The organism is Rhodovarius lipocyclicus (genome assembly GCF_009900765.1).
Taxonomy (GTDB): domain Bacteria; phylum Pseudomonadota; class Alphaproteobacteria; order Acetobacterales; family Acetobacteraceae; genus Rhodovarius; species Rhodovarius lipocyclicus.
This window is the reverse complement of sequence record NZ_JAAABL010000030.1, coordinates 1-22,687: the sequence shown is the minus strand read 5'-3', so window position 1 is coordinate 22,687 and position 22,687 is coordinate 1. Positions and strand designations below refer to the sequence as shown.

Here is a 22,687-nt window from a genome sequence, read left to right as displayed (position 1 = left end):
GCCATGCGCATCGCGATCATCGGCGGCGGCCCGGCGGGCCTCTACTTCGCCATCCTGATGCAGCGGGACATGCCGCAGGCGCGCGTCACGGTGGTGGAGCGCAACCAGCCCGACGACACCTTCGGCTTCGGCGTGGTGTTCAGCGACCAGACGCTGGATGCCTTCAAGGCCGCCGACGAACCCAGCTACCGCGCCATCACCGAGAGCTTCGCCTACTGGGACGATATCGAGATCAACGCCCGCGGCGAGAGCCATCGCATCGGCGGCAACGGCTTCTGCGGCTGCTCACGCCGCACCCTGCTGCTGCTGCTCCAGGCCCGCTCGCGGGAGCTGGGGGTGGAGCTGGTCTTCGGCCGCGAGGCGACCCCCGAGGATTTCCCCGACGCCGACCTGGTCGTGGTGGCGGACGGAATCAACAGCCCCATCCGCACCCGCCACGCCGAGCATTTCCAGCCCCACATCGACTACCGCCCCAACCGCTTCGCCTGGATGGGCTCCACCCGGCCCTTCGACGCCTTCACCTTCTTCTTCCGCGAAACCCCGCACGGCATCTTCATCGCCCATTGCTATCAGTACGAACCCGGCGCCAGCACCTGGGTGCTGGAAACCGACCCCGAGACCTGGGCCCGCGCCGGGCTGGACCGGATGAGCGAGAGCGAAAGCGCCGCCTTCCTGGAGGGCGTCTTCGCCGAGGAGCTGCAAGGCCACCGCCTGCTGATCAACCGCAGCCATTGGCGGCAATTCCCCGCCCTGCGCTGCGGCCGCTGGGTGAAGGACAACATGGTGCTGCTGGGCGATGCCAAGGCCAGCGCGCATTTCTCCATCGGCAGCGGCACCAAGCTGGCCATGGAGGACGCGATCGCCCTGCACCAGGCCTTCATGGCCCACCCCGGCGTGGCCGACGCGCTGGATGCCTTCGAGAACGGCCGGCGCGAGGAAGTCGAGAAAATCCAGCACGCCGCCAATGTCTCGCTGGTGTGGTTCGAGCATGTGAAGCGCTTCTGGCACTTCCCGCCCACGCAATTCGCCTTCGGCGTGATGACGCGCAGCAAGGCCATCACCTGGGACAACCTGCTGCTGCGCGCCCCGGACTTCGTGGCGGAGATGCAGGCCCTGTTCGCCGAGCAATCCGGCGGCAAGCCCGGCACCGCGCCGATGTTCCAGCCACTGACCCTGCGCGGGATGACGGTGCCGAACCGCGTCGTCGTCTCACCCATGTGCATGTATTCGGCCGAGGACGGCGTGCCCGGCGACTTCCACCTGGTGCATTACGGCGCCCGCGCCCAGGGCGGCGCCGGGCTGGTCTTCACGGAGATGACCTGCCCCTCCCCCTCCGCGCGCATCACCCCGGGCTGCGCCGGGCTGTGGAATGACGAACAGCAGGCCGCCTGGACGCGCATCGTGGGCTTCGCCCATGCCAGCGGCGCGAAGATGGCCCTGCAACTCGGCCATGCCGGGCGCAAGGGCGCCACCAAGCTGATGTGGGACGGCATGGACCAGCCGCTGGAGGAGGGCGCCTGGCCCATCGTCTCGGCCAGCCCCCTGCCCTATTACCCGCACAGCCAGACCCCGCGCACCCTGACCCGCGCGGATATGGACGGCATCCGCGACGACTTCGTGGCCGCCGCCCGGCGCGGCATCGAAGCGGGCTTCGACCTGCTGGAGCTGCACTGCGCCCATGGCTATCTGCTGGCCAGCTTCCTCTCGCCCCTGACCAACCACCGCACCGACGAATATGGCGGCCCGGTCGAGAACCGCCTGCGCTTCCCGCTGGAGGTTTTTTCGGCGTTGCGCGCCGCCTGGCCCGCCGAGAAGCCCATGTCCGTGCGCCTGTCAGCCACCGACTGGGCCGATGGCGGCATCACCGACGCCGACACGCTGGCGATCGCCCGCGCCTTCGCCGCCGCCGGCTGCGACCTGATCGATGTCTCCACCGGCCAGACGGTCGCCGACGCCGCCCCACAATACGGCCGCATGTTCCAGCTGCCCTGGGCCGACATGATCCGCAACGAGGCCGGCATCGCCGTGATGTGCGTGGGCAGCATCACCAGCGCCGACCAGGTGAACACCATCCTGGCCGCGGGCCGGGCGGACCTGGTGGCGCTCGGCCGCCCGCACCTGGCCGAGCCCAGCTTCACCCTGAAAGCCGCCGCCACCTACAACGCACGCGACGTCAAAGGACCCAAGCAATACAAATGGGGCCGCGACGCCCTGTTCCGCACCGCCCAGCGCGAACGCGAGGACCTGATGGACCTGCGCCGGAAAGCCCGGCCCGCCAGCCATGCGCCGGTGAAATAGGGGGCGCCCGTGGGGAGGGCGCTGCCCTCCCCACACCCCTCCCGCCAGGAGCCGAAAGGCCCCTGGACCCCATCAGTTTAGGTTGGAAGTTTGCTGAGGGGGCACCGACAGGTCGTTTGGCCCGAAGGGAGCTCCGTGCCACCTCAGCAAACTTCCAATAAATTGGGTTCCAAGGGCCTTTCGGCCTTTGGCGGGGGGAGTTTGAGGGGGGCGGCGCCCCCCTCAAGGCCGCCCCTACTCCGCCGCCGCGCGGCTCGGGATCAGCGTTTCCGCCGCCTGGTCCAGCGAGCGTTGGAACCGGGCCAGCATATCGGCGATCTCAACGGCCGAGATGATCAGCGGCGGGGTGAAGGCGATGCGGTCGCCGATGGCGCGCACGATCAGCCCGTTCTTCTCGCAGGCGTTCTGCACCGCGATGCCAGCCTTAGCGGAGGCCGGGAAGGGTTCGCGGGTCGCCTTGTCGGCCACCAGCTCCACGCCGGCGATCAGCCCCACGCCGCGTGCGTCGCCCACCAGCGGGTGGGATTTCAGGGCTTCGAGGCCCGAGAGGAACAGGGGCGAGACCTCCCGCACATGGGAAAGGATGTCGCGTTCCTCGTAGATCGCCAGGGTTTCCAGCGCCACGGCGCAGGCCACCGGGTGCGCGCCATAGGTGAAGCCGTGGCCGAAGCTGCCATGGCGGCGGCTGCCTTCCAGCAGGCTTTCGTACAGCGCGTCGGAGATGAGGGTGGCCGAGATCGGCTGGTAGCTGGCCGAAAGCTGCTTGGCGCAGGTCAGGATATCGGGCTTCAGGCCATAGGTGTCGCAGCCCCACATGTTGCCGGTGCGGCCGAAGCCGCAGATCACCTCATCCGTCACGAACAGGATGTCGTGCTGCTTCAGGATGGGCTGGATCAGCTCGAAATAGCCCTCGGGCGGGGTGATGGCGCCACCGCCCCCCTGCACGGGCTCGGCGAAGAAGGCGGCGATGGTGTCGGCCCCTTCCTTCTCGATCAGGGCTTCCAGCTCGGCCGCCATGCGGGCGGAGAATGCGCGCTCGCTCTCACCGGGGTTGCTGAAGCGGTAGTAGTTGGGGTTGGAGACATGCAGGAAGCGGTCGCCATAGGGCAGGTCGAAATCCGCCTGCATATGCGGCTGGCCGGACAGCGAGGCGGTGGCGACGGTGTTGCCGTGATAGCCGCGGATACGGCCGATCAGCTTCTTCTTGGCGGGCTTGCCGCGCATGTTGTTGTGGTACCAGATCAGCTTGATCGCCGCGTCATTCGCCTCGGAGCCCGAGCACTGGAACAGCGCGTGGTTCAGCCCCTCGGGCGCCAGCGCCGTCAGCTTCTCGGCCAGCAGGGCCGCCGGGCCATGCGCCTTGCCGAAGAAGGTGTGGTAATAGGGCAGCTCGAGCATCTGCTTGTAGGCGGCCTCGGCCAGGCGCTTCTCGGAGAAACCGAGCGAGGCGCACCACAGCCCGGCCATGGCCTCAATATAGTCACGGCCCTCGGTGTCCCACACGCGCACGCCATCGCCGCGCGCGATCAGCATGCCGCCCTTCGCGGCATGGCCCACGATGTCGGCCTGCTGGTGGATCAGATGCTGGTCGGCTTCATGCAGATGGTTGGCGGTCATGCGCGGTCTCCTGTCTCGGCTGCGGCAGGGTGAACCCGGCGGGGCCGCGCGCGCAAGTCAGGTTAAGGCGGTGCCATCCGCCTTCAGCACTTCCCCGGCCAGATACAGGCTGCCGCAGATCAGCACCCGGCCCGGCACGTCGCGCGGCACCAGGGCCAGGGCCTCAGCCACCGTGCCGCCCGGCCGGGCCTGGCCCTGGCTGGCGGCGACGATCTCAGCGATATCCATCGCCAGGTGCTGGCCGGGCTCACGCACCGCCAGCAGGCTGGTGGCGAAGGGCAGCAGCGGGCGCAGGAAATCGGCGGCGCCCTTGCCCTGCTTCATGCCCACCAGGATGTGCAACGGCTGGTCCGCCCAGGCGGGCAGGAACTGCGCCAGCGCCTCTCCGGCGCCGGCGTTGTGGCCGCCATCCAGCCACAGCGCATGGGGCGCCGCATCGGCGGCCAGCGCGCCGTGCAATCGCTGCAGCCGCGCGGGCCAGCGGGCGGCGGCCACGCCGGACTGGATCGCGGCATCGGTCAGCCAATCCGGCCCCCAGGCGCGCAGGGCGGCGATGGCGATGCCCGCATTGTCGAACTGGTGCACGCCCGGCAGGCCGAGCGGCGGCAGGGGAATGCTGGCCCCGCCCGCGGGGGTGAAGCCGCGCGCGTCCATCTCCCACGCCTCATGCCGGGCCAGCAGGGGGGCGCCGCGCTCGGCGGCCACCTGGCGCAGCACCGCCAGGGCCTCGGGCTTCTGCTCGCCGGTCGCGCAGGGCACGCCCGGCTTGATGATGCCCGCCTTCTCGAAGGCGATGGCCCCCAGCGTGTCCCCCAGGAAATCCATGTGGTCCATGGAGATGGAGGCGATGGCGCAGGCCGCCGGGCGCTCGATCACATTGGTCGCGTCGAAGCGGCCGCCCAGCCCCACCTCCAGCACCACCACATCGGCCGGGTTGCGGGAGAACAGCAAGAAGCCGGTGGCCGCGATCACCTCGAAGACGGAGATCGGCGCGCCGGCATTCACCCGCTCCACCTCCTCCAGCGCATCGGCCAGCGCGTCCTCGCTGACCAGCTCGCCGCCCAGGCGCAGGCGCTCATGGAAGCGCACCAGATGCGGGCTGGTGAAGACATGGGCGCGGCGGCCCGCGGCCTCCGTGATCGCGCGCAGGAAGGCGCAGGTGCTGCCCTTCCCGTTCGTGCCGGCCACATGGATCACGGGCGGCATGCGCCGCTCCGGGTGGCCCATGCGCTCCAGCAGCGCCTCCAGCCGGCCGAGGCTGAGGTCGATCAGCTTCGGATGCAGCCGGTGCAGCCGCTCGATGACTGGGGCGGAACGGCCGCCCAGCCCCTTCGCTTCGTTCATGTCAGGCGGCGCTGGATTCCGAAGCGGCCGAAGGCGCGGCCAAGGCGGGGAAGACCGGCACTTCCGGCACCCGCAGCAGGGAAATCACCTGCGCCAGCGTGGCCTTCATGTCGCCGCGCTTCACCACCATGTCCAGGATGCCGTGCGCCAGCAGGTATTCGGCGCGCTGGAAGCCTTCGGGCAGCTTCTCGCGCACCGTCTGCTCGATCACGCGCGCGCCGGCAAAGCCGATCATGGCGCCCGGTTCGGCGATATGAATGTCGCCCAGCATGGCGAAGCTGGCGGTGACACCCCCGGTGGTCGGGTCGCACATCACCACGATGAAGGGCAGCCCGGCTTCCTTCACCATCTGGGTGGCGATGACCGTGCGCGGCATCTGCATCAGGCTGACGGCGCCTTCCTGCATGCGCGCGCCGCCCGAGGCGGTGAAGACGATCAGGGGCGCGTCCTGCAGCACCGCCAGGCGGGCGGCGGCGACCAGCGCCTCACCCACGCCGGCCCCCATGGAGCCGCCGAGGAAGAAGAACTCGAAGGCCGCGACCACGGCCGGCTGGCCGTCGATCGTGCCATGGCCCACCACCACCGCGTCATCCAGGCCGGATTTGGACTGGGCATCGCGCAGGCGGTCGGAATAGCGGCGCTGGTCGCGGAACTTCAGCGGGTCGGCCGGGACCTTGGGCAGCTCGATCTTCTGCCAGCCCTCATCCAGCGTGCATTCCAGCCGCTGGCGGGCGCCCATGCGCTCATGATGGCCGCAATGCGGGCACACCCGCAGGTTCCGCTCCAGATCGCGGTGGAACACCATCTGCTCGCAGTTGGAGCATTTGTGCCACAGATTCTCCGGCACCTCGCGCGTGGCGCCGAACAACGTCTTGATCTTGGGCAGCGCCCACTCGCTGATCCAGTTCATACACCTGATCCGTACTCTAACCGGCGCTTCCTATACGCCGGTTGGGCGCGGAGGGGAAACGATGCGGCGCCGCCGCCCCCGCACCCCCGCCATGGGCGCCGCCCCCGCACCCCGCCAAAGGCCGAAAGACCATTGGAAACCATCAGTTTTCCGGCCCCATCACTTTAGGCTTCGGCGCGCAACAAAGCCGGTTGGCACAAGGGCATGGACGGCGGAATGCGGCCGCGCATACTGGGGCAAAACAGGGAGAACCCACATGCGCATCGGCATCATCGGGTTGGGCCGCATGGGGGGCAACATCGCCCGCCGCCTGCGGCAGGCCGGCCACCACCCCGTCGCCTTCGACCAGGCGGCCGAGGCCCGCGCGGCGCTGGCGGCCGAGGGGGTGGAAGTGGCCGAAAGCCTCGCCGCCCTGCTGGCCGCCCTGCCCTGGCCCCGCGCCCTGTGGCTGATGCTGCCGGCGGGCGAGGTGACGGAAACCACGCTGAAGATCCTGCTGCCCACTCTCTCGGCCGGGGATACGGTGGTCGAGGGCGGCAATTCCTTCTGGAAGGACAGCGCCCGCCGCGCCGCCGCCTGCGCCGCGCGCGGTGTGGACTACCTGGATGTCGGCACCTCAGGCGGGGTGTGGGGGCTGACGCGCGGCTATTGCCTGATGATCGGCGGCGAGGCCCGGGCGGTGGAACGCCTGACCCCCATCTTCGAGGCCCTGGCCCCCGGCGAGGCCGCCGCCGCCCCCACCCCTGGCCGCGCCCCGGGCGGCACGGCCCAGCGCGGCTGGCTGCATTGCGGCCCCTCCGGCGCCGGGCATTTCACCAAGATGGTCCATAACGGCATCGAGTACGGGATGATGCAGGCCATGGCCGAGGGGCTGGACCTGCTGCACGAAGGCCCCCTGCCCATCCCAGTGGCGGAGGTGACGGAGGTCTGGCGGCGCGGCAGCGTCGTCGCCTCCTGGCTGCTGGACCTGACGGCGCAGGCCCTGGCGGCGGACCCGGCGCTGGATGGCTATTCCGGCCATGTGGCCGACAGCGGCGAAGGCCGCTGGACCGTGGACACGGCGGTGGAGAACGCGGTGCCCACGCCAGTGCTGGCCGCCGCCCTGTTCGCCCGCTTCCGCAGCCGGCGGGAGGCGAGCTTCGCCGACAAGGCGCTGAGCGCGATGCGCAAGGGCTTCGGGGGGCATCTGGAACCGAAGTAGCGCGGCCCCTCAGGCCACCCCCGACACTTCCCTGACCGCGAGCCCCGCCGCCACCTTGCGGATATCCTCCGCCGCCCCGCAGCCGGGGTGGCGGGACAGCAGCGGCTGCTGGTGCCGGATCGCGTCGGGCATCTTCGCATCCCGGCGCACATGCCCGGCCTGCTCCACGCCCCGGCCCAGGAAGTTCCGCGCGGCGCCGTCCAGCACCTGCCACACGCGCAGCGCGGCCGCACCCTGGGCCATGTTCGCCACCACCCGGGCATCGGCGCCCGGGGCGTCGCGCCACAGCAGCTTCAGCACGGCATAGGCGTCGGTCAGGCTGGTGGGTTCCTCGGTGGCGATCAGCAGGGTGGTGTCGGCCATCGCCACCAGGCGGCGCTGGGCGCGCTGCACCCCGGCGCCCAGGTCCAGCAGCACATGGGAATGGTGCCGGGCCGCCTCACGCAGCAGGGCCTCCACCGCGCCCTCATGCAGGCCGGCCAGCGTGCCGCTGCCGGAACGGCCGGGCAGCACCGAAAACCCGGCCGGATGGCGGTGCACGGCCTGGTCCAGCGGCACCCGGCCCGCCAGCACCTGGCCCAGATCGGGGCCGGGCGGCAGGCCCAGCTGCACATCCACATTGGCCAGGCCGAAATCGGCATCCACCAGCAGCACCCCATGGCCCTGTTCGGCCAGCGCCTGGGACAGCCCGATCGCCAGCGCCGTCTTGCCGACGCCGCCCTTGCCGGACGCCACGGCGATGATCCGCCCGCCGCCGTTCCCCTGCACGTTCATGCCATTCTCCCTTGCAGGCGCGCGGCCACCCATTCTGGGGTGACGCGCACCAGATCGCTCGCCGGGTCGGGGCCGATGCCCGCCTCGGTCAATGTCAGTCCGGCGCGGGCGGCGGCCAGCACGCTGCCGCCGCGCCGCGCCACATCCATGCGGGTGGGCAGCAGGTGCCGCACCCCCATGGCGGCGAAGGCGCGGGCCTCCTCGCCCGCTTCCTCGGGGCACAGCCCGCCGGGCTGCACCAGCACCGCGTGGCCCAGCCCATGCACCAGCCCCAGCAGGGCCCGCGCCCGGGCATCGTCGAAGGGGTTGCAGCCGGCGGTATCCACCAGCACCGGCTGGCCGGGGGTGGCCTTGGCCAGCGCCTTGGCCAGCGCGGCCCGGCTGCCGGCCACGGCCAGGCCCAGCCCCAGCGCCCGCATGCAGGCGCCCAGCTGCTCCACGGCCCCCGCGCGTTCGCCATCGGTCGTGATCACCAGCGGCTGGCGCCCGGCCAGCACATGGCGCGTCGCCAGCTTCACGCAGGTCAATGTCTTGCCCGCGCCGGGGGTGCCGACCAGGATCAGCGCCGCATCTTCCGGCAAGGGGCCCAGCAGGATGTCGGGCGCGGGCGGTTCAGCCTCCGCTTCCGGCTCCAGCAGCCAGGGCTCGTCCTCCTCCTCGGCGGGCGGGATGGCGGCGGTGATCTCCACCCCCTGGCGGCTGCTGCGCGTGTCCAGCAGCACCGCGTCCTCGCCCAGTTCACGGCGCAATTCCGCCAGCGCCAGCGCCATGGTCGGCGCGCGAAAAACCGAAAGCCGCACTCAGATGCTCCCCAGGGCACGGATGCGCACGCGCGGATGGATCTCCGCCTGCGAGAGCACCGCGGTTGCGGGACGGAAGCGTTCGACGATGGCCCGGATATGCGGGCGCAGCGCGGCGGAGGTGACGATCGCCACCGTCTCCCCCTGCGCCTCGGCATTGTCCAGGCTCTCCCGCAGGCGGGCCAGGAATTCGGACAGCTTCGCGGGTTCCATGGCCAGCTGCCGGTCCTCCGGCGGGCCGACCAGGGCCTCGGTGAAGGCCACCTCCCAGTCGGGCGAGAGGGTGACGATGGGCACATGGCCCATGGGCCCGCGCGCGGCCTCGCTGATCTGGCGCGCCAGCTTGGCGCGCACCACGGCCACCATGCCGTGCAGGCTGCGCATATTGGCCGCCAGCGCCTCCTGCATGCCCTCCAGGATGGTGGGCAGGTCGCGCACGGAGACACGCTCCGCCAGCAGGGATTGCAGCACCCGCTGCACGGTGGAGACGCTGAGCTGCGCGGGAATGAGGTCCGAGACCAGCTTCTGCTGCTCCTTCGGCAGCTCATCCAGCAGCTTCTGGGTTTCGCTGAAGGAGAGCAGCTCGGGCATGTTCTCGCGCACGATCTCGGTCAGATGGGTGGCGAGCACGCCCGGGCAGTCCACCACCGTGACTCCGCGCGCCAGCGCCTCCTCGCGCTGCTTCTCCTCGATCCAGAGGGCGGGCAGGCCAAAGGTGGGTTCGCTGGTGCGGTCGCCCGCCAGGTCCGGCACGCCGCCATTGGGGTCGATCGCCAGCAGCAGCGGCGGGCGCAGCTGGCCGCGCCCGGCCTCGATCTCCTTCACGCGCAGGATGTAGGTGTCGGGCGGCAGCTCCAGATTGTCCTGGATGCGGATGGAGGGCAGGACGAAGCCCATCTCCTGCGCGATGGAGCGGCGCAGGCCGCGGATCTGCTCGGTCAGGCGCGGCGCGTCGCCAGCGGCCAATGACAGCAGGCCATAGCCGAGTTCGAGCCGCAGCAAGTCCATCCGCAGCACCTGGCCGATGGGCTGTTCGGCATCCGCCGCCGGGGCCGCGTGGGCCACCGTGTCCTCCTTCGGCGCGGTCTGTTCCTTGCGCTTGTACCAGGCCGCCGCCCCCGTGCCGCCCGCCAGCACCATGAAGGGCAGGATGGGCATGCCCGGCAGCACGCCCATCAGCGCCGAGGCGCCGGAGGCCACCGCCAGCGGCTTCCAGCCCGAGAGCTGCTGGGCCATCTGCACGTCGGCGCGTTCCTCGCCGCCTGCCTTGGTGACGACGATGGCCGCCGCCACCGAGACCAGCAGCGCCGGGATCTGCCCCACCAGCCCGTCGCCCACGGTCAGGATGGAATAGGTCATGACGGCGTCGCCCGCCGACATGCCATGGCGCAGCGTGCCGATGGCGAAGCCGCCCAGCAGGTTGATGAAGGTGGAGACCAGGCCCGCCGTCGCATCGCCCTTCACGAATTTGGAGGCACCATCCATCGCGCCATGGAAGGCGCTTTCCTCCTCCAGCTCCTTGCGGCGCTGGCGGGCTTGTTTCTCGTCGATGTTGCCGGCGTTCAGGTCGGCGTCGATCGCCATCTGCTTGCCGGGCAACCCGTCCAGGTGGAAGCGCGCCGCCACCTCGGCCACGCGGCCGGCACCCTTGGAGACGACGACATGGTTCACCATCAGCAGGATGGCGAAGACGATCATGCCCACCACGATGTCGCCGCCCATCAGATAGCGGCCGAAGGTGGCGATGATGGCGCCCGCCGCATCCACGCCCTGCTGCCCGTCGGCCAGGATGGCGCGGGTGGTGGCCACGTTCAGGCCCAGCCGGAACAGGGTGGTGATCAGCAATATCTGCGGGAAGGAGGCGAATTCCAGCGGCTTGATCAGCAGCAGCGCCACCATCAGCACCAGCACGGAGATGGTGGTGTTCAGCGCCTGCGCCGCATCCAGCAGCGCGGAGGGCAGCGGCACCACCAGGATGCCAAGCACCAGTATGACGCCCGCGATCAGCGCGGCATCCGACCCGATGCGGATATTGGCGAGCCAGGGCGGCAGGGCGAGGGCCTTCATCCTGGCAGCATTTCACCGGGGGCCAGCTGGCTGGGGGCCGGGGGCACCGGCACGCCCTGGCCGCGATACTCATGCAGCTTGTTGCGCAGGGTGCGGATGGAGATGCCCAGGATCTCCGCCGCGCGGGTGCGGTTGCCCAGGCACCGCGAGAGCGTCTCCAGGATCAGGTCGCGCTCCACCTCGTTCATCCGCTTGCCCACCAGGGCGGAGATGGGGTTGCCCTTGGGCGCGACCACGGGCGCCGCGCTGGCCGGCAGCAGCACCGGGGTGGGGATGGCCAGCGGCGCGGCCGCCGCCGCCATGGCGGTGATCTCGATGGCCTCGGCACCCAGCTCATGCCCCTCGGCCAGCAGCACGGCGCGGTGGATGGTGTTTTCCAGTTCCCGCACATTGCCCGGCCAGGCATGGGCCAGCAGCAGCGACCGCGCGGCGGGCGACAGGGCGCGCACCGGCAGCCCGTTCACCTGGGCATAGCGGCGGGCGAAATGGTCCGCCAAGGGCAGGATATCGGCCAGGCGTTCCCGCAGCGGCGGGATGCGCAAATTCACCACGTTCAGGCGGAAATACAGATCCTCCCGGAAGCGGCCGGCGCGCACCTCGGCGGCCAGGTCGCGGTGGGTGGCGGCCAGGATGCGCACATCCACCTTCACCGGGGCGGAACCGCCGAGGCGGTCGATCTCGCGCTCCTGAAGCGCGCGCAGCAGCTTGGCCTGCAGGTGGGGCTGCATCTCCCCGATCTCGTCCAGAAGAAGGGTTCCACCGTCCGCCTGCTCGAACTTGCCCTTGCGGCTGGCGACCGCCCCGCTGAAGGCACCCTTCTCATGGCCGAACAGCTCGCTTTCCAGCAGGGATTCCGGCAGGGCCGCGACGTTCAGCGCCACGAAGGCGCCATGGGCGCGGCGCGAGGCCGCGTGGATATGCCGCGCCATCACCTCCTTGCCGGTGCCGCTCTCGCCGGTGATGAGCACGGAGGCCTCGGCCCGCGCCACCTGGGTCGCACGGTCCAGCAGGGCCAGCATGGCCGGGTCCTGCACCACCGGCGCCTCGGCCTCGCCGGTCACGGCGGCCAGCATGGCGGCGATCAGTTCCGCATCGGGCGGCAGGGGCAGGAAATCCTTGGCGCCGGCGCGGATGGCGCGCAGCGCGGCATCGGCATCGCGCGTGCGGCCGCAGGCGATGACGGGGGTGGCGATGCGCTCCTCCGCCATGGTCTGCACCAGCCAGGCGACGTCATAGGTGATGTCGCAGAAAACGAGGTCCGCCCCCTGGCCGCGCAGGATATCGAGGCCGCGCGTCGCCCCCTCCGCCACCAGCAGCTTGGCGCCGCGCGCCTGGGCCAGCTTGGCCGCCTGGCCGAGCTCGCCGCCCAGCCCCCCGATGATCAGCAGGCGCGCCATCTCAGCTGCCCGCCCGGTCGGACTTGATGATTTCCGTCATGGTCACGCCCAGCCGGTTGTCCTCGACCATCACCACCTCGCCGCGCGCGACCAGGCGGTTGTTGACGTAGATGTCCACCGCCTCACCCAATTTGCGGTCCAACTCGACCACCGCGCCGCGCCCCAGCTTCAGCAGCTGCGACACCTGCATGGTGGCGCGCCCCAGCACGGCGCTGACCTGGACGGGGATGTCGTAGACCGCCTCCAGGTCGCGCGGGGCCGTGGCCGCGCGCGGCTGCGCGATCTCGGTGACGGGGGCGGGCTGGAATTCCTTCGGTGTGTCGCTCAACCCACCATCTCCTCATCGGGGCCATTGGCCATGTTGATCTGGCCCTGGGCCGCCAGTTCCTTGGCGGTGGTCACGATGCCCACCTGGGCTTCGTCCACCTCCTTCAGCCGCACGGGGCCCATGCCCGCGATATCGTCGCGCAGCAGCTTGGCGGCGCGTTCGGTCATGTTGCCCAGGAACAGGTTGCGCAGCTCCTCGCTCGCGCCCTTGAGCGCGAGGGCCAGGCGATCCTTCTCCACCCCGCGCAGCAGGGTCTGCAGGCTGGCGGAATCCAGCCGCTTCAGATCGTCGAAGGTGAACATCAGGCCGCGGATGCGTTCCGCGCTCTCGCGGTTGCGTTCCTCCAGCGCGGACATGATCCGGCTTTCGGAGGTGCGGTCGAGGTTGTTGAAGATCTCGGCCATGACCTCATGGCTGTCGCGGCGGCTGCTGCGGGCCAGGTTGGACATGAACTCGGCCTTCAGCGTGCGCTCCACGCCCTCCAGCGCATCCTTCTGCACGTTCTCCATCCGCAGCATGCGCATCACCACCTCCATGGCGAAGCCCTCGGGCAGCAGGGAGATGACGCGCGCGGCGTGCTCGGGCCGGATCTTGGACATCACGACGGCGACGGTCTGCGGGTATTCGTTCTTCAGGTAGTTCGCCAGCACCGCCTCGTTCACGTTGCCCAGCTTGTCCCACATGGTGCGGCCGGCGGGGCCGCGGATCTCCTCCATGATCTGCTGCACGCGGTCGCGCGGCAGGGTCTTCAGCAGCATGCGCTCCGTCGTCTCGAAGGAGCCGATGAGGTGGCCGGTGGAACCCAGCGCGCCCGCGAATTCCTCCAGCAGCGTCTCCACCATGTCGGCCGACAGGGTGCCGAGGTTGGACATGGCCACCGACAGGTCGCGCACCTCATCCTCATGCATGCGGCCGATCAGCACCGCCGCGTCCTCCTCGCCCAGGGCCAGCATCAGGGCGGCGGCTTTCTGCTGGCTGGTCAGGGTGCGGGTCATGCGTCGTCTCCAGGGGTCAGCCAGCGGCGCAGCACGGCCAGGGCTTCATCGGGCTGCTGGCGCACCAACTCGCTCAGGCGGTTCATGGAGGAGGCGCGCATGCGCCCCTCGATATTGGCGACACTGACCATCTCGTCCTCTCCCATCGGCGTGCCGTCGGGGTGGGTGGCGCCCGGCAGGGCAGGCATGGGCTTGCCGTCGGGGCCGATCGCGGCGGGGCTGCCATCGGCGGCCAGCGCCGCGCCCGCGGCGCCCGCCAGCGCCGCCGCCGGCGCCAGGGAAATGGCCAGGCGCCGGGCCACCGGCCGGCCGATCAGCAGGATGGCCAGCAGCCCCACCACGGCCAGCACCGCTGTCTCGATCAGCCGCGCGATGGTGGCCTGCGGCAGGTCGAGGCCCAGCGGCCCGCGCGGGGCCTCCAGCGGCGCCAGCTCGGCGAAGGGCATGGAGACGACCTCCACCCGGTCGCCGCGCTGCTCGTTGAAGCCCACGGCGCTGCGCACCAGCGCGGTCAGGCGCTGCAATTCCTCGGCCGTGCGCTCCCGCATCCGGGTCGCGCCGTCCACCACCTCCGGCACGCCGTCCACCAGCACCGCGACCGAGATGCGGCGCACATTGGGGTGCTCGCGCAGGGTGTTGCGGGTGGTGCGGCCGATCTCGAAATTGGTGGTTTCCTCCTGCCGGGATTCCTGGGTGCCGGCACCGCCGCCGCTGTCCCCGCCCGGCAGGTTGTTCTGCACCGAGACGTTGCTGGGCTCGCTGCTGCGGTTGCTCTCCTGCACGGATTGGGTGGAGCGGGGCACCGAATTCTCGGGGTCGAAGCGTTCCTCCCGCGTCTCGATGCGGTCGAAATCCATGTCGATGCTGGCCTCGGCGCGCACCCGGCCCGGGCCCAGCGTGCGTTCCAGCATTTCCTCGATGGAGCGGGACAGGCGCAGTTCCTGCGCGCGGCGCATATCCTCCTGTGAGGCGGCGCCCGAGCCCACCGTCTGGCCGCCGCGCGCCAGCAATTCGCCCCGGCTGTCGATGATGGAGACATTCCGCGGCGCGAGCCCCGGCACCGCCATCGCCACCAGGTGCAGCACGGCCTGCACTCCCTCGCGGTCCAGCCGCTGGCTGCCCTGCATGGTCAGCACGACGGAGGCCTGGGCCTCCCCCCGCTCGCGGGAGAACGCCTCGCGGCGCGGCAGCACCAGGTGCACCCGCGCGCCCCGCACCCCCGCCAGGTTGCGGATGGTGCGCGACAGCTCGCCCTCCAGCGCGCGGACGCGGTTCATGTCCTGCTGGAAGGGGGTGGTGGTCAGGCTCTCGGAGCGGTCGAACAGCTCATAGCCGACGGAGCCCCCGGCGGGCAGGCCGTCGCGCGCCAGCGTCAGGCGCAGGCGGGCCACATCGGCGGCCGGCACCATGATCTGGCTGCCGCCGTTCAGCACCTGATAGGGCACGCGCTGGCGGTCCAGCGCGGCGATCACGGCCCCGCCGTCCCGCGCGTCCAGCTCCGCGTAAAGCAGGCCCATGGGCGGGGTGGAGGCGCGCATGGTCAGGAAGCCGATGCCCGCCAGCAGCACCACCGCCACACCGGCGATGGCCGCCAGCCGCAACCGGCCGAGCGCCAGCAGATTGTCCAGGATCTGCTTCATGCGGGAATCCCGGCCCCGGAAACGGGGGCGGGGACACGGTGCCCGTATCGGGGCTGCCCATATTGGGCTTGTCTCTCGCGGGGGAACGCCATGGCGGCAGAATGTGCCGGGTCCGGTTTCCCGCCCGTTAAGCCGGCCGGCAGGGCGGCAAAATTTTCCGCCCAGAATTTTCCACCATGAACATCGCGGTTCAACTGCGCGCGCGGGTGCTCTACGCTGCCGCCATGGAAACGTTCAAAACACAGGCGGACCCCCTGAAGGGGGCCGCGCGCCCATTCCCGCCGGCCCTCGGACAGGGGGGCTGAGCATGGAATTCGCCGACGGCAAGATCCTGGCCTCCATCGAGGCCGGGGTGGGCACCATCACCTTCAACCAGCCCGAAAAGCGCAACGCCATGTCCATCGCCATGTGGGATGGCATGGCGGCGGCGCTCGATGCCTTCGAGGCCGATCGCTCCGTGCGCTGCGTGGTGCTGAAGGGCGCGGGCGGCAAGGCCTTCGTCTCGGGCGCCGACATCTCGCAATTCGAGAAGAACCGCTCGGACGCCGACGCCCAGAAGGAATACGGCCGGCGCACCCTGCATGGCCGCACCCGGCTGGCGGAATTCCCCAAACCCGTGATCGCGTCGATCCAGGGCTTCTGCATGGGCGGCGGCCTCGGCATCGCCATGAGCTGCGACATCCGCATCGCGGGCACGGGGAGCGAGTTCGGCATCCCCGCCGCGCGGCTGGGCATCGCCTATGGCTTCGACATGGTGCGGAACCTGGTCAGCCTGGTGGGGCCCGCCCATGCCCATATGATCCTGATGACGGGCGGGCGCTTCGGCGCCGAGGAAGCCCAGCGCATGGGCCTGATCAACCGGCTGGTCCCGGCCGAGGGCCTGGAGGCCGAGGTCGGCCGCATCACCGCACAGCTGACGGAAAACGCCCCGCTCTCACTGGTGGCCAACAAGCGCACGGTGCGCGCCGTGCTGGCCGACCCGGCCGGGCGCGACATGGCCGCGATCGAGGCGGCGATGAGCGCCTGTTTCGACAGCCAGGACTACGCCGAGGGCCGCAAGGCCTTCATGGCCAAGCGCAAGCCGGAATTCCGGGGGGAATGAGCATGCTGAAACGCCGCGCCCTGTTCGCCGCGCCGGCCCTGCTGGCCGCACCCGCCCTGGCGCAATCCTGGCCCTCGCGGCCCGTGACCATGCTGGTGCCCTTCGTGGCCGGCGGCCCGTCGGACCTGGTGGCGCGCGCCATCACCATCAAGCTGACCGAGCGCATCGGCCAGCCGGTGGTGGCCGAGAACCGCCCCGGCGCCAACGGCGCGGTGGCCGCGCAGTTCCTGGCCCGCCAGGCGCCCGATGGCCACACGCTGATGGTGGGCAGCATCGGCACCTATGCCATCAACGCCGCCATCCGGCCCACCGGCCTCGGCTACGACCCCGTGCGGGACCTGACGCCGATCACCCTGGCGGTCACCACCCCCAACGTGCTGGTGGTGAACCCGCAGCGCGTGGCCGCGAACACGCTGGGCGAATTCACCGAATGGCTGAAGCGCAACGGCGGCACGGCCAGCTACTCCACCTCCGGCGTCGGCAGTTCGGACCAGCTGACGACGGAGCTGTTCAAGCAGCGCACGGGCACGGAGGCCACGCACATCCCCTATCAGGGCGGGGCGGCGGCGGCGACGGCGCTGCTGGCGGGGGATGTGCAGCTGTCCTTCCAGAATCTCGGCACGGTGGCCGCGCATATCCAGGGCGGGCGGCTGAAGGCGCTGGCCGTGACGGGGCGCGAGCGCCACCGCGTGCTGCCCGACGTGCCGACCGCCATCGAGGCGGGGCTGAGCGATTTCGTCGTCACCTCCTGGCAGGCGGTCATGGCGCCGGGGAACATGCCCGCTTCCCTGCGGGACAAGGTGTCGGAGGAAGTGCGCGCCAGCCTGGATGCCGCCGATACCCGCCAGCGGCTCGGCGCCATCGGGCTGGACGTGGCGGCGACCAGCGCCGAGGACTACGCGGCCTTCCAGCGCGCGGAGCTGGAGCGCTGGCGGGAGGTGGTGCGGGTGGCCGGCATCCGGGCCGAATAGGCTGCTGGCTGGCCCATCCGGGCGGATTGTGCGATGAACGCCGCAGCGCAACCGGGGCGTCCGCGCCCCGATTCCAGTGATGACCGGAGCCGCCTGCCCATCATGTTGTTTTCGTACGATCCGGCCGCTTCGCTCGGCACCCAGAAGCAGGGCCGTGCGCAATGAGTGTGGCTCCGGCATTGCGTAAGGTGCGCGCCAAGGCGCCATTGCGCCTGGGCCTGGCCGGAGGCGGAACCGACCTCTCACCCTTCTGTGATGAATTCGGCGGCAATGTGCTGAACGTCACCATCAGCGTCTTCGCCCATTGTTCCATCGAGGAGCGGACGGACGGGCTGGTGGGCTTTCACGCGCTGGACATCGAGGAAGCCGAGGAACTGCCGGTGGATGCGGGCTATCCGCTCAACGGGCTGGTGCTGCACCGGGGCGTGTACAACCGCATCGTGCGGCAGTTCAACGGCGACCAGCCCCTGCCGATCAACGTCTTCACCTCGGTCGAGGCCCCGCCCGGCTCGGGCCTCGGCTCATCCTCCGCGCTGGTGGTGGCGATGGTGAAGGCCTATGCTGAATACCTTTCCCTGCCGCTAGGCGACTATGACGTGGCGCGGCTGGCCTTCGAGATCGAGCGCGTGGACCTGGCCATGGCCGGCGGCCGGCAGGACCAGTACGCGGCGGCCTTCGGCGGCTGCAATTTCATCGAGTTCCTGCCCGGCGACCGGGTGATCGTGAACCCCCTGCGCGTGCATGAGGCCCATTGGCTGGAGATGGAGGCCTCGCTGCTGGTCTGCCACACCGGCCGATCGCGCGTGTCCTCCGAAATCATCGAGAACCAGACCTCGGCGATGCGGCGCAACGACGGCAGCTCCGTCACGGCCATGGAGCAGATCAAGAGCGACGCCATCGAGATGAAGCTGAAGCTGCTGCGTGGCGATGTGCGCGGGGTGGCGGATGTGCTCGGGCGCTCCTGGGATGCGAAGAAGCGCACGGCGCGCAGCGTCTCCAACGACCGGATTGATGGGATCTACCAGATGGCGATCGATCATGGGGCCTGGGCGGGCAAGATCTCCGGCGCGGGCGGCGGCGGCTTCATGATGCTGATGGTGCCGCCGGAGCGCAAACCGGCCCTGGCGAGGCAGCTGTGCGCCGCGGATCTGCGGGTGCTGCCCTTCCAGTTCACGCTGCGCGGCGCTGAATCCTGGACGGTGCAGGCGTGATGGTCCGGCAATGCGTCATTCTGGTCGGCGGCCTCGGCACCCGGCTGGGTGAGCTGACGAAATCCGTCCCCAAGCCCATGCTGCCGGTCAACGGCCGCCCCTTCGTCGAGATCCTGATCGAGGAAGCGGCGCGTTTCGGTTTCGACCGCATCGTGCTGCTGGCCGGCTATCTGGGCGGGCAGGTGGTGGAACATTGCGCGGGCCATCGCCGCATCGCGGGCCGCGAGATCGATGTGCGCGTCATCCTGGAACCCGAGCCCGCGGGCACCGGCGGCGCGCTCACCTTCCTGCGTGACGTCGCGGAGGAGGAATTCCTGCTGATGAACGGGGATTCCTGGTTCGACCTGGACCTGCGGGAATTCGCCACGGTGGAGCCCGGCACCGCCCCCTTCCTGCTGCGCATGGCGCTGCGGCCGGTGGCCGATGCCTCGCGCTTCGGCACCGTGGCGCTGGAGGACGGGCGCGTGCGCGCCTTCCTGCCGCGCGGCACCGCCGCGGGCGGGGTGATGAATGCCGGCATCTATCTGGTGCGCCGCGCCCTGCTGGACCGCATCACGGTGAAGCCGTGCTCGCTGGAAGGCGACATCTTCCCGGTGCTGGCCGATGAGGGCCTGATCGAGGGCCGCGAGCGCGACGCCTTTCTGATCGACATCGGCGTGCCCGCCGATTACGCCGCCGCACCCGAACTGCTGGCCCGCCACCGCACCCGCCCGGCCGTGTTCTTCGACCGCGACGGCGTGCTGAACCATGACGAAGGCTACACCCACAGGCCCGACGACCTGGTCTGGCTGCCCGGCGCGCGGGAGACGATCCGCCAGGTGAACCGCATGGGCTGGTATGCCTTCGTGGTGACCAACCAGGGCGGCATCGCGCGCGGCCTGTACGGCATCAAGGATGCCGAGGCCTTCCATGCCCGCATGAGCGAGGACCTGGCCGCGATGGGGGCGCATATCGATGAATTCCGCCTCAGCCCCTATCACCCCGAGGGGGTGGTGCCGGAATTCGCCCGCATGTCCGACTGCCGCAAGCCCAACCCGGGCATGCTGCTGGACCTGGCCGCCGCCTGGCCGGTGGACATGGCCCGCAGCCTGATGTTCGGCGATGTGCAGACCGACATGCAGGCCGCTGCCGCCGCCGGGGTGCGCGGCGTTCTGCACCCTGACGGCAATCTGCTGGAGCGGCTGGAAGGCGCCCTGAAGGGGTAGCCTACCCTCCCCAACCCGCCTGAACGGGCCTAGCCTCCGGTCTTCACCGATGGGGCAGGCGATATGACGCTGGCGATGAGTTGGGACGAATGGACCGCCACGGATGCGGTCGGGCTGGGCGAACTGGTGCGCAAGGGCCAGGTGACCCCCGCCGAGCTGGCCGCCCAGGCCGCCGCCGGCATCGCGAAGACCAACCCGACGCTGCACGCCGTGGTCGAGCTGTTCGCGGATGTGGTCGCCGACCCGCTGAAGGATGGGCTGAACCCGGACGGCGTGCTTGCCGGCGTGCCCTATCTGATGAAGGACCTGGGCCCCACCCTGAAGGGGCGGCTGCAGGAAATGGGCTCCAAGCTGATGGCGGGCAACCGCGCCACGGCCGACAGCTTCCTGGCGGGCAAGATCCGCCAGGCGGGGCTGAACATCATCGGGCGCAGCACCACGCCGGAATTCGGCTGCTGCTCCTCGGCCGAGAACCCGGCCATGTATGTCACCCGCAATCCCTGGAACCTGGAGCACACGACCAATGGCTCCTCCGCCGGCACGGCGGCGATGGTGGGCGCGGGGGTGCTGCCGATCTCCCACGCGACCGATGGCGGCGGTTCCATCCGCATCCCGGCGGGGGCCACCGGCAATATCGGGCTGAAGCCCTCGCGCGGGGTGTTCTCCATCGCGCCCTATGCGTCGGACCTGACGGGGCTCGTCTCCATCCAGGGCTGCCACACCCGCACGGTGCGGGACACGGCGGCCTTCGTGGATGCCTGCCGCGGCGGCGCCCCGGGCGAGTTCATGCCCTATTGGCAGCCCGCCGAACCCTATACCCAGCTGATCCGGCGCGACCCGGGGCGGCTGCGCATCGCGCTGTCGCATGAATGGGGCGACTACCGCGCCACGCCGCATTTCGTGGCGGAGCTGGAGCGCGTGGGCCGCTTCCTGGAAAGCCTGGGCCATCACGTGGAATGGGCGCTGCCGGCGGTGGATTTCCGCGCGGCCTTCGCGGCGCAAACCACCTGCTACATCAGTAATTTCGCGCAGACAGTGAACAACCTTGTGGCCTCGCTGGGCCTCGACGCGCCGCCGGCCGACCTGGTGGAACCCATCAACATCCGCATCTGGCAGGAGGGGATGAAGACCAGCTTCACGGAGCGGGCGCGGATGCAGGCGGTGTTCAACACCACCTCCCGCGCCTTCGGGGCGTTCTTCGAGGATTGGGACATCATCCTGACCCCCATCACCGCGCTGCCGACGCCGAAGCTGGGCACCACCGAATACCTGACGATCAGCGAGAACCCGGACATTTACGACTGGTTCGCCAATCTGTGGCGCCAGTTCTCCTATACGCCGCTGGCCAATCTGGCGGGCATTCCGGGCATTTCCCTGCCGCTGGGCATGCAGGAAAGCGGCGTGCCGCTGGGCATCCAGGCCCAGGCGAAGCAGGCCAATGACGGGCTGCTGCTGCAACTGGCGGCGCAGATCGAGCGCGCGCTGGACGGCCAGTGGAACCTGGGCCGCAAGCCCGGCGTGCATGTGACCCAGGGGTGAACGCCCCGATGGGGGGCGGCACCCCGGGCCAGGGTGCGCCCCGCCTCAGTTCCTGATCGAGCGCATCGCGTCGAAGCCCACGGTCAGCCCGCCCAGCGTCAGGTTCACGCCGGAGGTCGTCCGGTTCGCCCCGGTCACCGTGCCCAGCACGCTGGCCGAGAGGCTCTCGCTGGTGCCGCTGCTGCCGGTGCCGGTCACGCTGAAATTATAGGCGCCATCGGCCACGCGCTGGCCGGCGGCGTTGGTGCCGTCCCAGCCCCAATCCGTGGTGCCGGTGCCCAGCGCCACGGTGGTGTCGCGCAGCACGGTGCCGGAGGAGTTGGTGACGATCACCCGCGCCGAGGTGGAGCTGCCCGCCGCCGGCAGCCGCAGCGTGGCCGCGCCGTTCTGCAACGAGAGCTGGCTGCTCTCCACCTCCACCGTCCTGCCGAGCAGGGAGGAGGCGGTGGTCAGGCTGGAACCCTGTTGCAGGCCGATCAGGGTGGAGAGGTTCTGGTTCGCCTGGATCTGCTGCTCCACGCCCGAGAACTGGACGAGCTGCTGCGTCATCTCGTTCACGTCCATGGCGTTGGCCGGGTCCTGGTTCTGCAGCTGGGTGGTCAGCAGGGTCAGGAAGGTCTTGAAATCCGTGCCCAACCCGGTGCTGCTGGCCGTGCCGGTGGTGGAACCGCTGGTGCCGGTGGTGCCGGAGGCGGTGCTGGTGGTGCTGCCGATCGTGCTCATCGCGGCGTCCTTTCGTGCGGGGGTGGGTCAGACCTGGAAATCGAGCAGGGAGCGTGAGGCGTATTGCTGCGGCGCGGGCGCTGCCTCACGCGCGGGGCGGCCCCAGCCGGGCTGGGCGCCCTGGCGCGTGTCCTGGCGGGATTGCGCGTCGCCGCCCGCCATCTCGAAGCTCATGCCCTGGTCGGAGAGGGTGATGCCGCTCTGCGCCAGCCCCTGCTGCAATTCGCGCTGATCGCGGCTGAGCAGGGCCATGGTCTCGGGCTTTTCGGAGACGATGCGCAGCGCCGCGTTGCCGTCCTTGTCGCGGCTGAGGCGGATCTCGACCTGGCCCAGCTCGCCGGGGTCCAGGGTGATCACCAGGTCCTGCACGCGCCCCTTGCCCTGGCTGAGCGCCACCGCGACCGGCAGCAGCTGCCGCGCGGGGCTGAGGGCGGGGGCCACGCGCGGGGCCTCGGCGGTGGGCAGGGCGGCGGTGGCAGCGGCGGACTGGGCGGCCGTGATCTGCGCGGTGCCGGGGTCGGGGCTGGCGGGGGGTTCCGGCACGGCTTCGCGCGCGGCGGGGCGC

19 protein-coding genes are annotated in these 22,687 nt (G+C 70.4%); 7 read left to right on the top strand and 12 right to left on the bottom strand.

The features are described 5' to 3' along the window. The first annotated feature begins 3 nt into the window (after window positions 1-3). Complete coding sequence (locus GT007_RS16455) at window positions 4-2,298, top strand: bifunctional salicylyl-CoA 5-hydroxylase/oxidoreductase (protein ID WP_160122745.1); 2,295 nt, start codon at window positions 4-6, stop codon at window positions 2,296-2,298. 234 nt (window positions 2,299-2,532) lie between these two features. On the opposite strand, the gene GT007_RS16450 is transcribed toward GT007_RS16455, so the two are convergent. From GT007_RS16450 to accD, 3 genes are read right to left on the bottom strand one after another with little or no spacing between them, the layout of a single operon-like run. Beyond that, a complete protein-coding gene (locus GT007_RS16450) occupies window positions 2,533-3,915 on the bottom strand; it encodes an aminotransferase (RefSeq protein ID WP_160122744.1) in 1,383 nt (460 codons plus the stop codon). A 57-nt stretch (window positions 3,916-3,972) separates the two neighbouring features. Continuing rightward, window positions 3,973-5,259 (bottom strand): bifunctional folylpolyglutamate synthase/dihydrofolate synthase, encoded by a 1,287-nt coding sequence (locus tag GT007_RS16445; protein WP_160122743.1) that lies wholly within the window; start codon window positions 5,257-5,259, stop codon window positions 3,973-3,975. A 1-nt stretch (window position 5,260) separates the two neighbouring features. After that, the gene (gene accD / locus GT007_RS16440) at window positions 5,261-6,169 is read right to left on the bottom strand and encodes an acetyl-CoA carboxylase, carboxyltransferase subunit beta (protein WP_160122742.1); all 909 of its coding nucleotides are present in this window, start codon (window positions 6,167-6,169) and stop codon (window positions 5,261-5,263) included. Between the two features lie 61 nt (window positions 6,170-6,230). Here accD and gnd point away from each other — a divergent pair, with 61 nt between their 5' ends. Continuing rightward, window positions 6,231-7,370, top strand: a complete 1,140-nt coding sequence (gene gnd / locus GT007_RS16435; protein ID WP_328798953.1) for a phosphogluconate dehydrogenase (NAD(+)-dependent, decarboxylating) — start codon at window positions 6,231-6,233, stop codon at window positions 7,368-7,370. Window positions 7,371-7,379: 9 nt separating this feature from the next. Here the strand turns inward: gnd and GT007_RS16430 are convergent, their stop codons facing one another. Genes GT007_RS16430 through fliF form a run of 7 tightly spaced genes read right to left on the bottom strand, consistent with a single transcriptional unit; the run spans window position 7,380 to window position 15,371 of the window. Continuing rightward, a complete protein-coding gene (locus tag GT007_RS16430) occupies window positions 7,380-8,144 on the bottom strand; it encodes a nucleotide-binding protein (protein ID WP_160122741.1) in 765 nt (254 codons plus the stop codon). After that, entirely contained in the window at window positions 8,141-8,944 is an 804-nt protein-coding gene (locus GT007_RS16425) for a flagellar biosynthesis protein FlhF (protein WP_160122740.1), read from the bottom strand. Before GT007_RS16425 ends, GT007_RS16430 begins: the two co-directional genes overlap by 4 nt. Then, a complete protein-coding gene (gene flhA / locus GT007_RS16420; protein WP_160122739.1) occupies window positions 8,945-11,011 on the bottom strand; it encodes a flagellar biosynthesis protein FlhA in 2,067 nt (688 codons plus the stop codon). Beyond that, window positions 11,008-12,408: a sigma-54-dependent transcriptional regulator gene (locus tag GT007_RS16415; protein WP_160122738.1), complete on the bottom strand. Its 1,401-nt coding sequence runs from the start codon at window positions 12,406-12,408 to the stop codon at window positions 11,008-11,010. Before GT007_RS16415 ends, flhA begins: the two co-directional genes overlap by 4 nt. A gap of 1 nt (window position 12,409) precedes the next feature. Continuing rightward, on the bottom strand, window positions 12,410-12,691 hold the full coding sequence (gene fliN / locus GT007_RS16410) for a flagellar motor switch protein FliN (protein ID WP_236571708.1): 282 nt from the start codon (window positions 12,689-12,691) through the stop codon (window positions 12,410-12,412). Between the two features lie 41 nt (window positions 12,692-12,732). Next, window positions 12,733-13,731, bottom strand: a complete 999-nt coding sequence (gene fliG / locus GT007_RS16405; RefSeq protein ID WP_160122736.1) for a flagellar motor switch protein FliG — start codon at window positions 13,729-13,731, stop codon at window positions 12,733-12,735. Further along, window positions 13,728-15,371, bottom strand: a complete 1,644-nt coding sequence (gene fliF, locus GT007_RS16400) for a flagellar basal-body MS-ring/collar protein FliF (RefSeq protein WP_160122735.1) — start codon at window positions 15,369-15,371, stop codon at window positions 13,728-13,730. Before fliF ends, fliG begins: the two co-directional genes overlap by 4 nt. A gap of 307 nt (window positions 15,372-15,678) precedes the next feature. Here fliF and GT007_RS16395 point away from each other — a divergent pair, with 307 nt between their 5' ends. The 5 genes from GT007_RS16395 to GT007_RS16375 all read left to right on the top strand — a co-directional run bounded on the left by GT007_RS16395 (window position 15,679) and on the right by GT007_RS16375 (window position 21,399). Then, entirely contained in the window at window positions 15,679-16,473 is a 795-nt protein-coding gene (locus GT007_RS16395) for an enoyl-CoA hydratase (protein ID WP_160122733.1), read from the top strand. Beyond that, the gene (locus tag GT007_RS16390) at window positions 16,470-17,444 is read left to right on the top strand and encodes a Bug family tripartite tricarboxylate transporter substrate binding protein (RefSeq protein ID WP_160122732.1); all 975 of its coding nucleotides are present in this window, start codon (window positions 16,470-16,472) and stop codon (window positions 17,442-17,444) included. The genes GT007_RS16395 and GT007_RS16390 overlap by 4 nt, the downstream gene beginning before the upstream one ends. A 188-nt stretch (window positions 17,445-17,632) precedes the next feature. Then, window positions 17,633-18,655 (top strand): GHMP family kinase ATP-binding protein, encoded by a 1,023-nt coding sequence (locus GT007_RS16385; RefSeq protein ID WP_236571707.1) that lies wholly within the window; start codon window positions 17,633-17,635, stop codon window positions 18,653-18,655. Then, on the top strand, window positions 18,655-19,860 hold the full coding sequence (locus GT007_RS16380; RefSeq protein WP_160122771.1) for an HAD-IIIA family hydrolase: 1,206 nt from the start codon (window positions 18,655-18,657) through the stop codon (window positions 19,858-19,860). The genes GT007_RS16385 and GT007_RS16380 overlap by 1 nt, the downstream gene beginning before the upstream one ends. Before the next feature lie 75 nt (window positions 19,861-19,935). After that, window positions 19,936-21,399 (top strand): amidase, encoded by a 1,464-nt coding sequence (locus GT007_RS16375; RefSeq protein WP_236571703.1) that lies wholly within the window; start codon window positions 19,936-19,938, stop codon window positions 21,397-21,399. A gap of 45 nt (window positions 21,400-21,444) precedes the next feature. Here GT007_RS16375 and GT007_RS16370 read toward each other — a convergent pair whose 3' ends face one another. Together GT007_RS16370 and GT007_RS16365 are read right to left on the bottom strand one after the other, a co-directional pair. Further along, complete coding sequence (locus tag GT007_RS16370) at window positions 21,445-22,122, bottom strand: flagellar hook assembly protein FlgD (RefSeq protein ID WP_160122728.1); 678 nt, start codon at window positions 22,120-22,122, stop codon at window positions 21,445-21,447. Between the two features lie 27 nt (window positions 22,123-22,149). Then, a partial coding sequence (locus GT007_RS16365; RefSeq protein ID WP_201451954.1) for a flagellar hook-length control protein FliK occupies window positions 22,150-22,687 on the bottom strand: 538 nt, incomplete at its 5' end.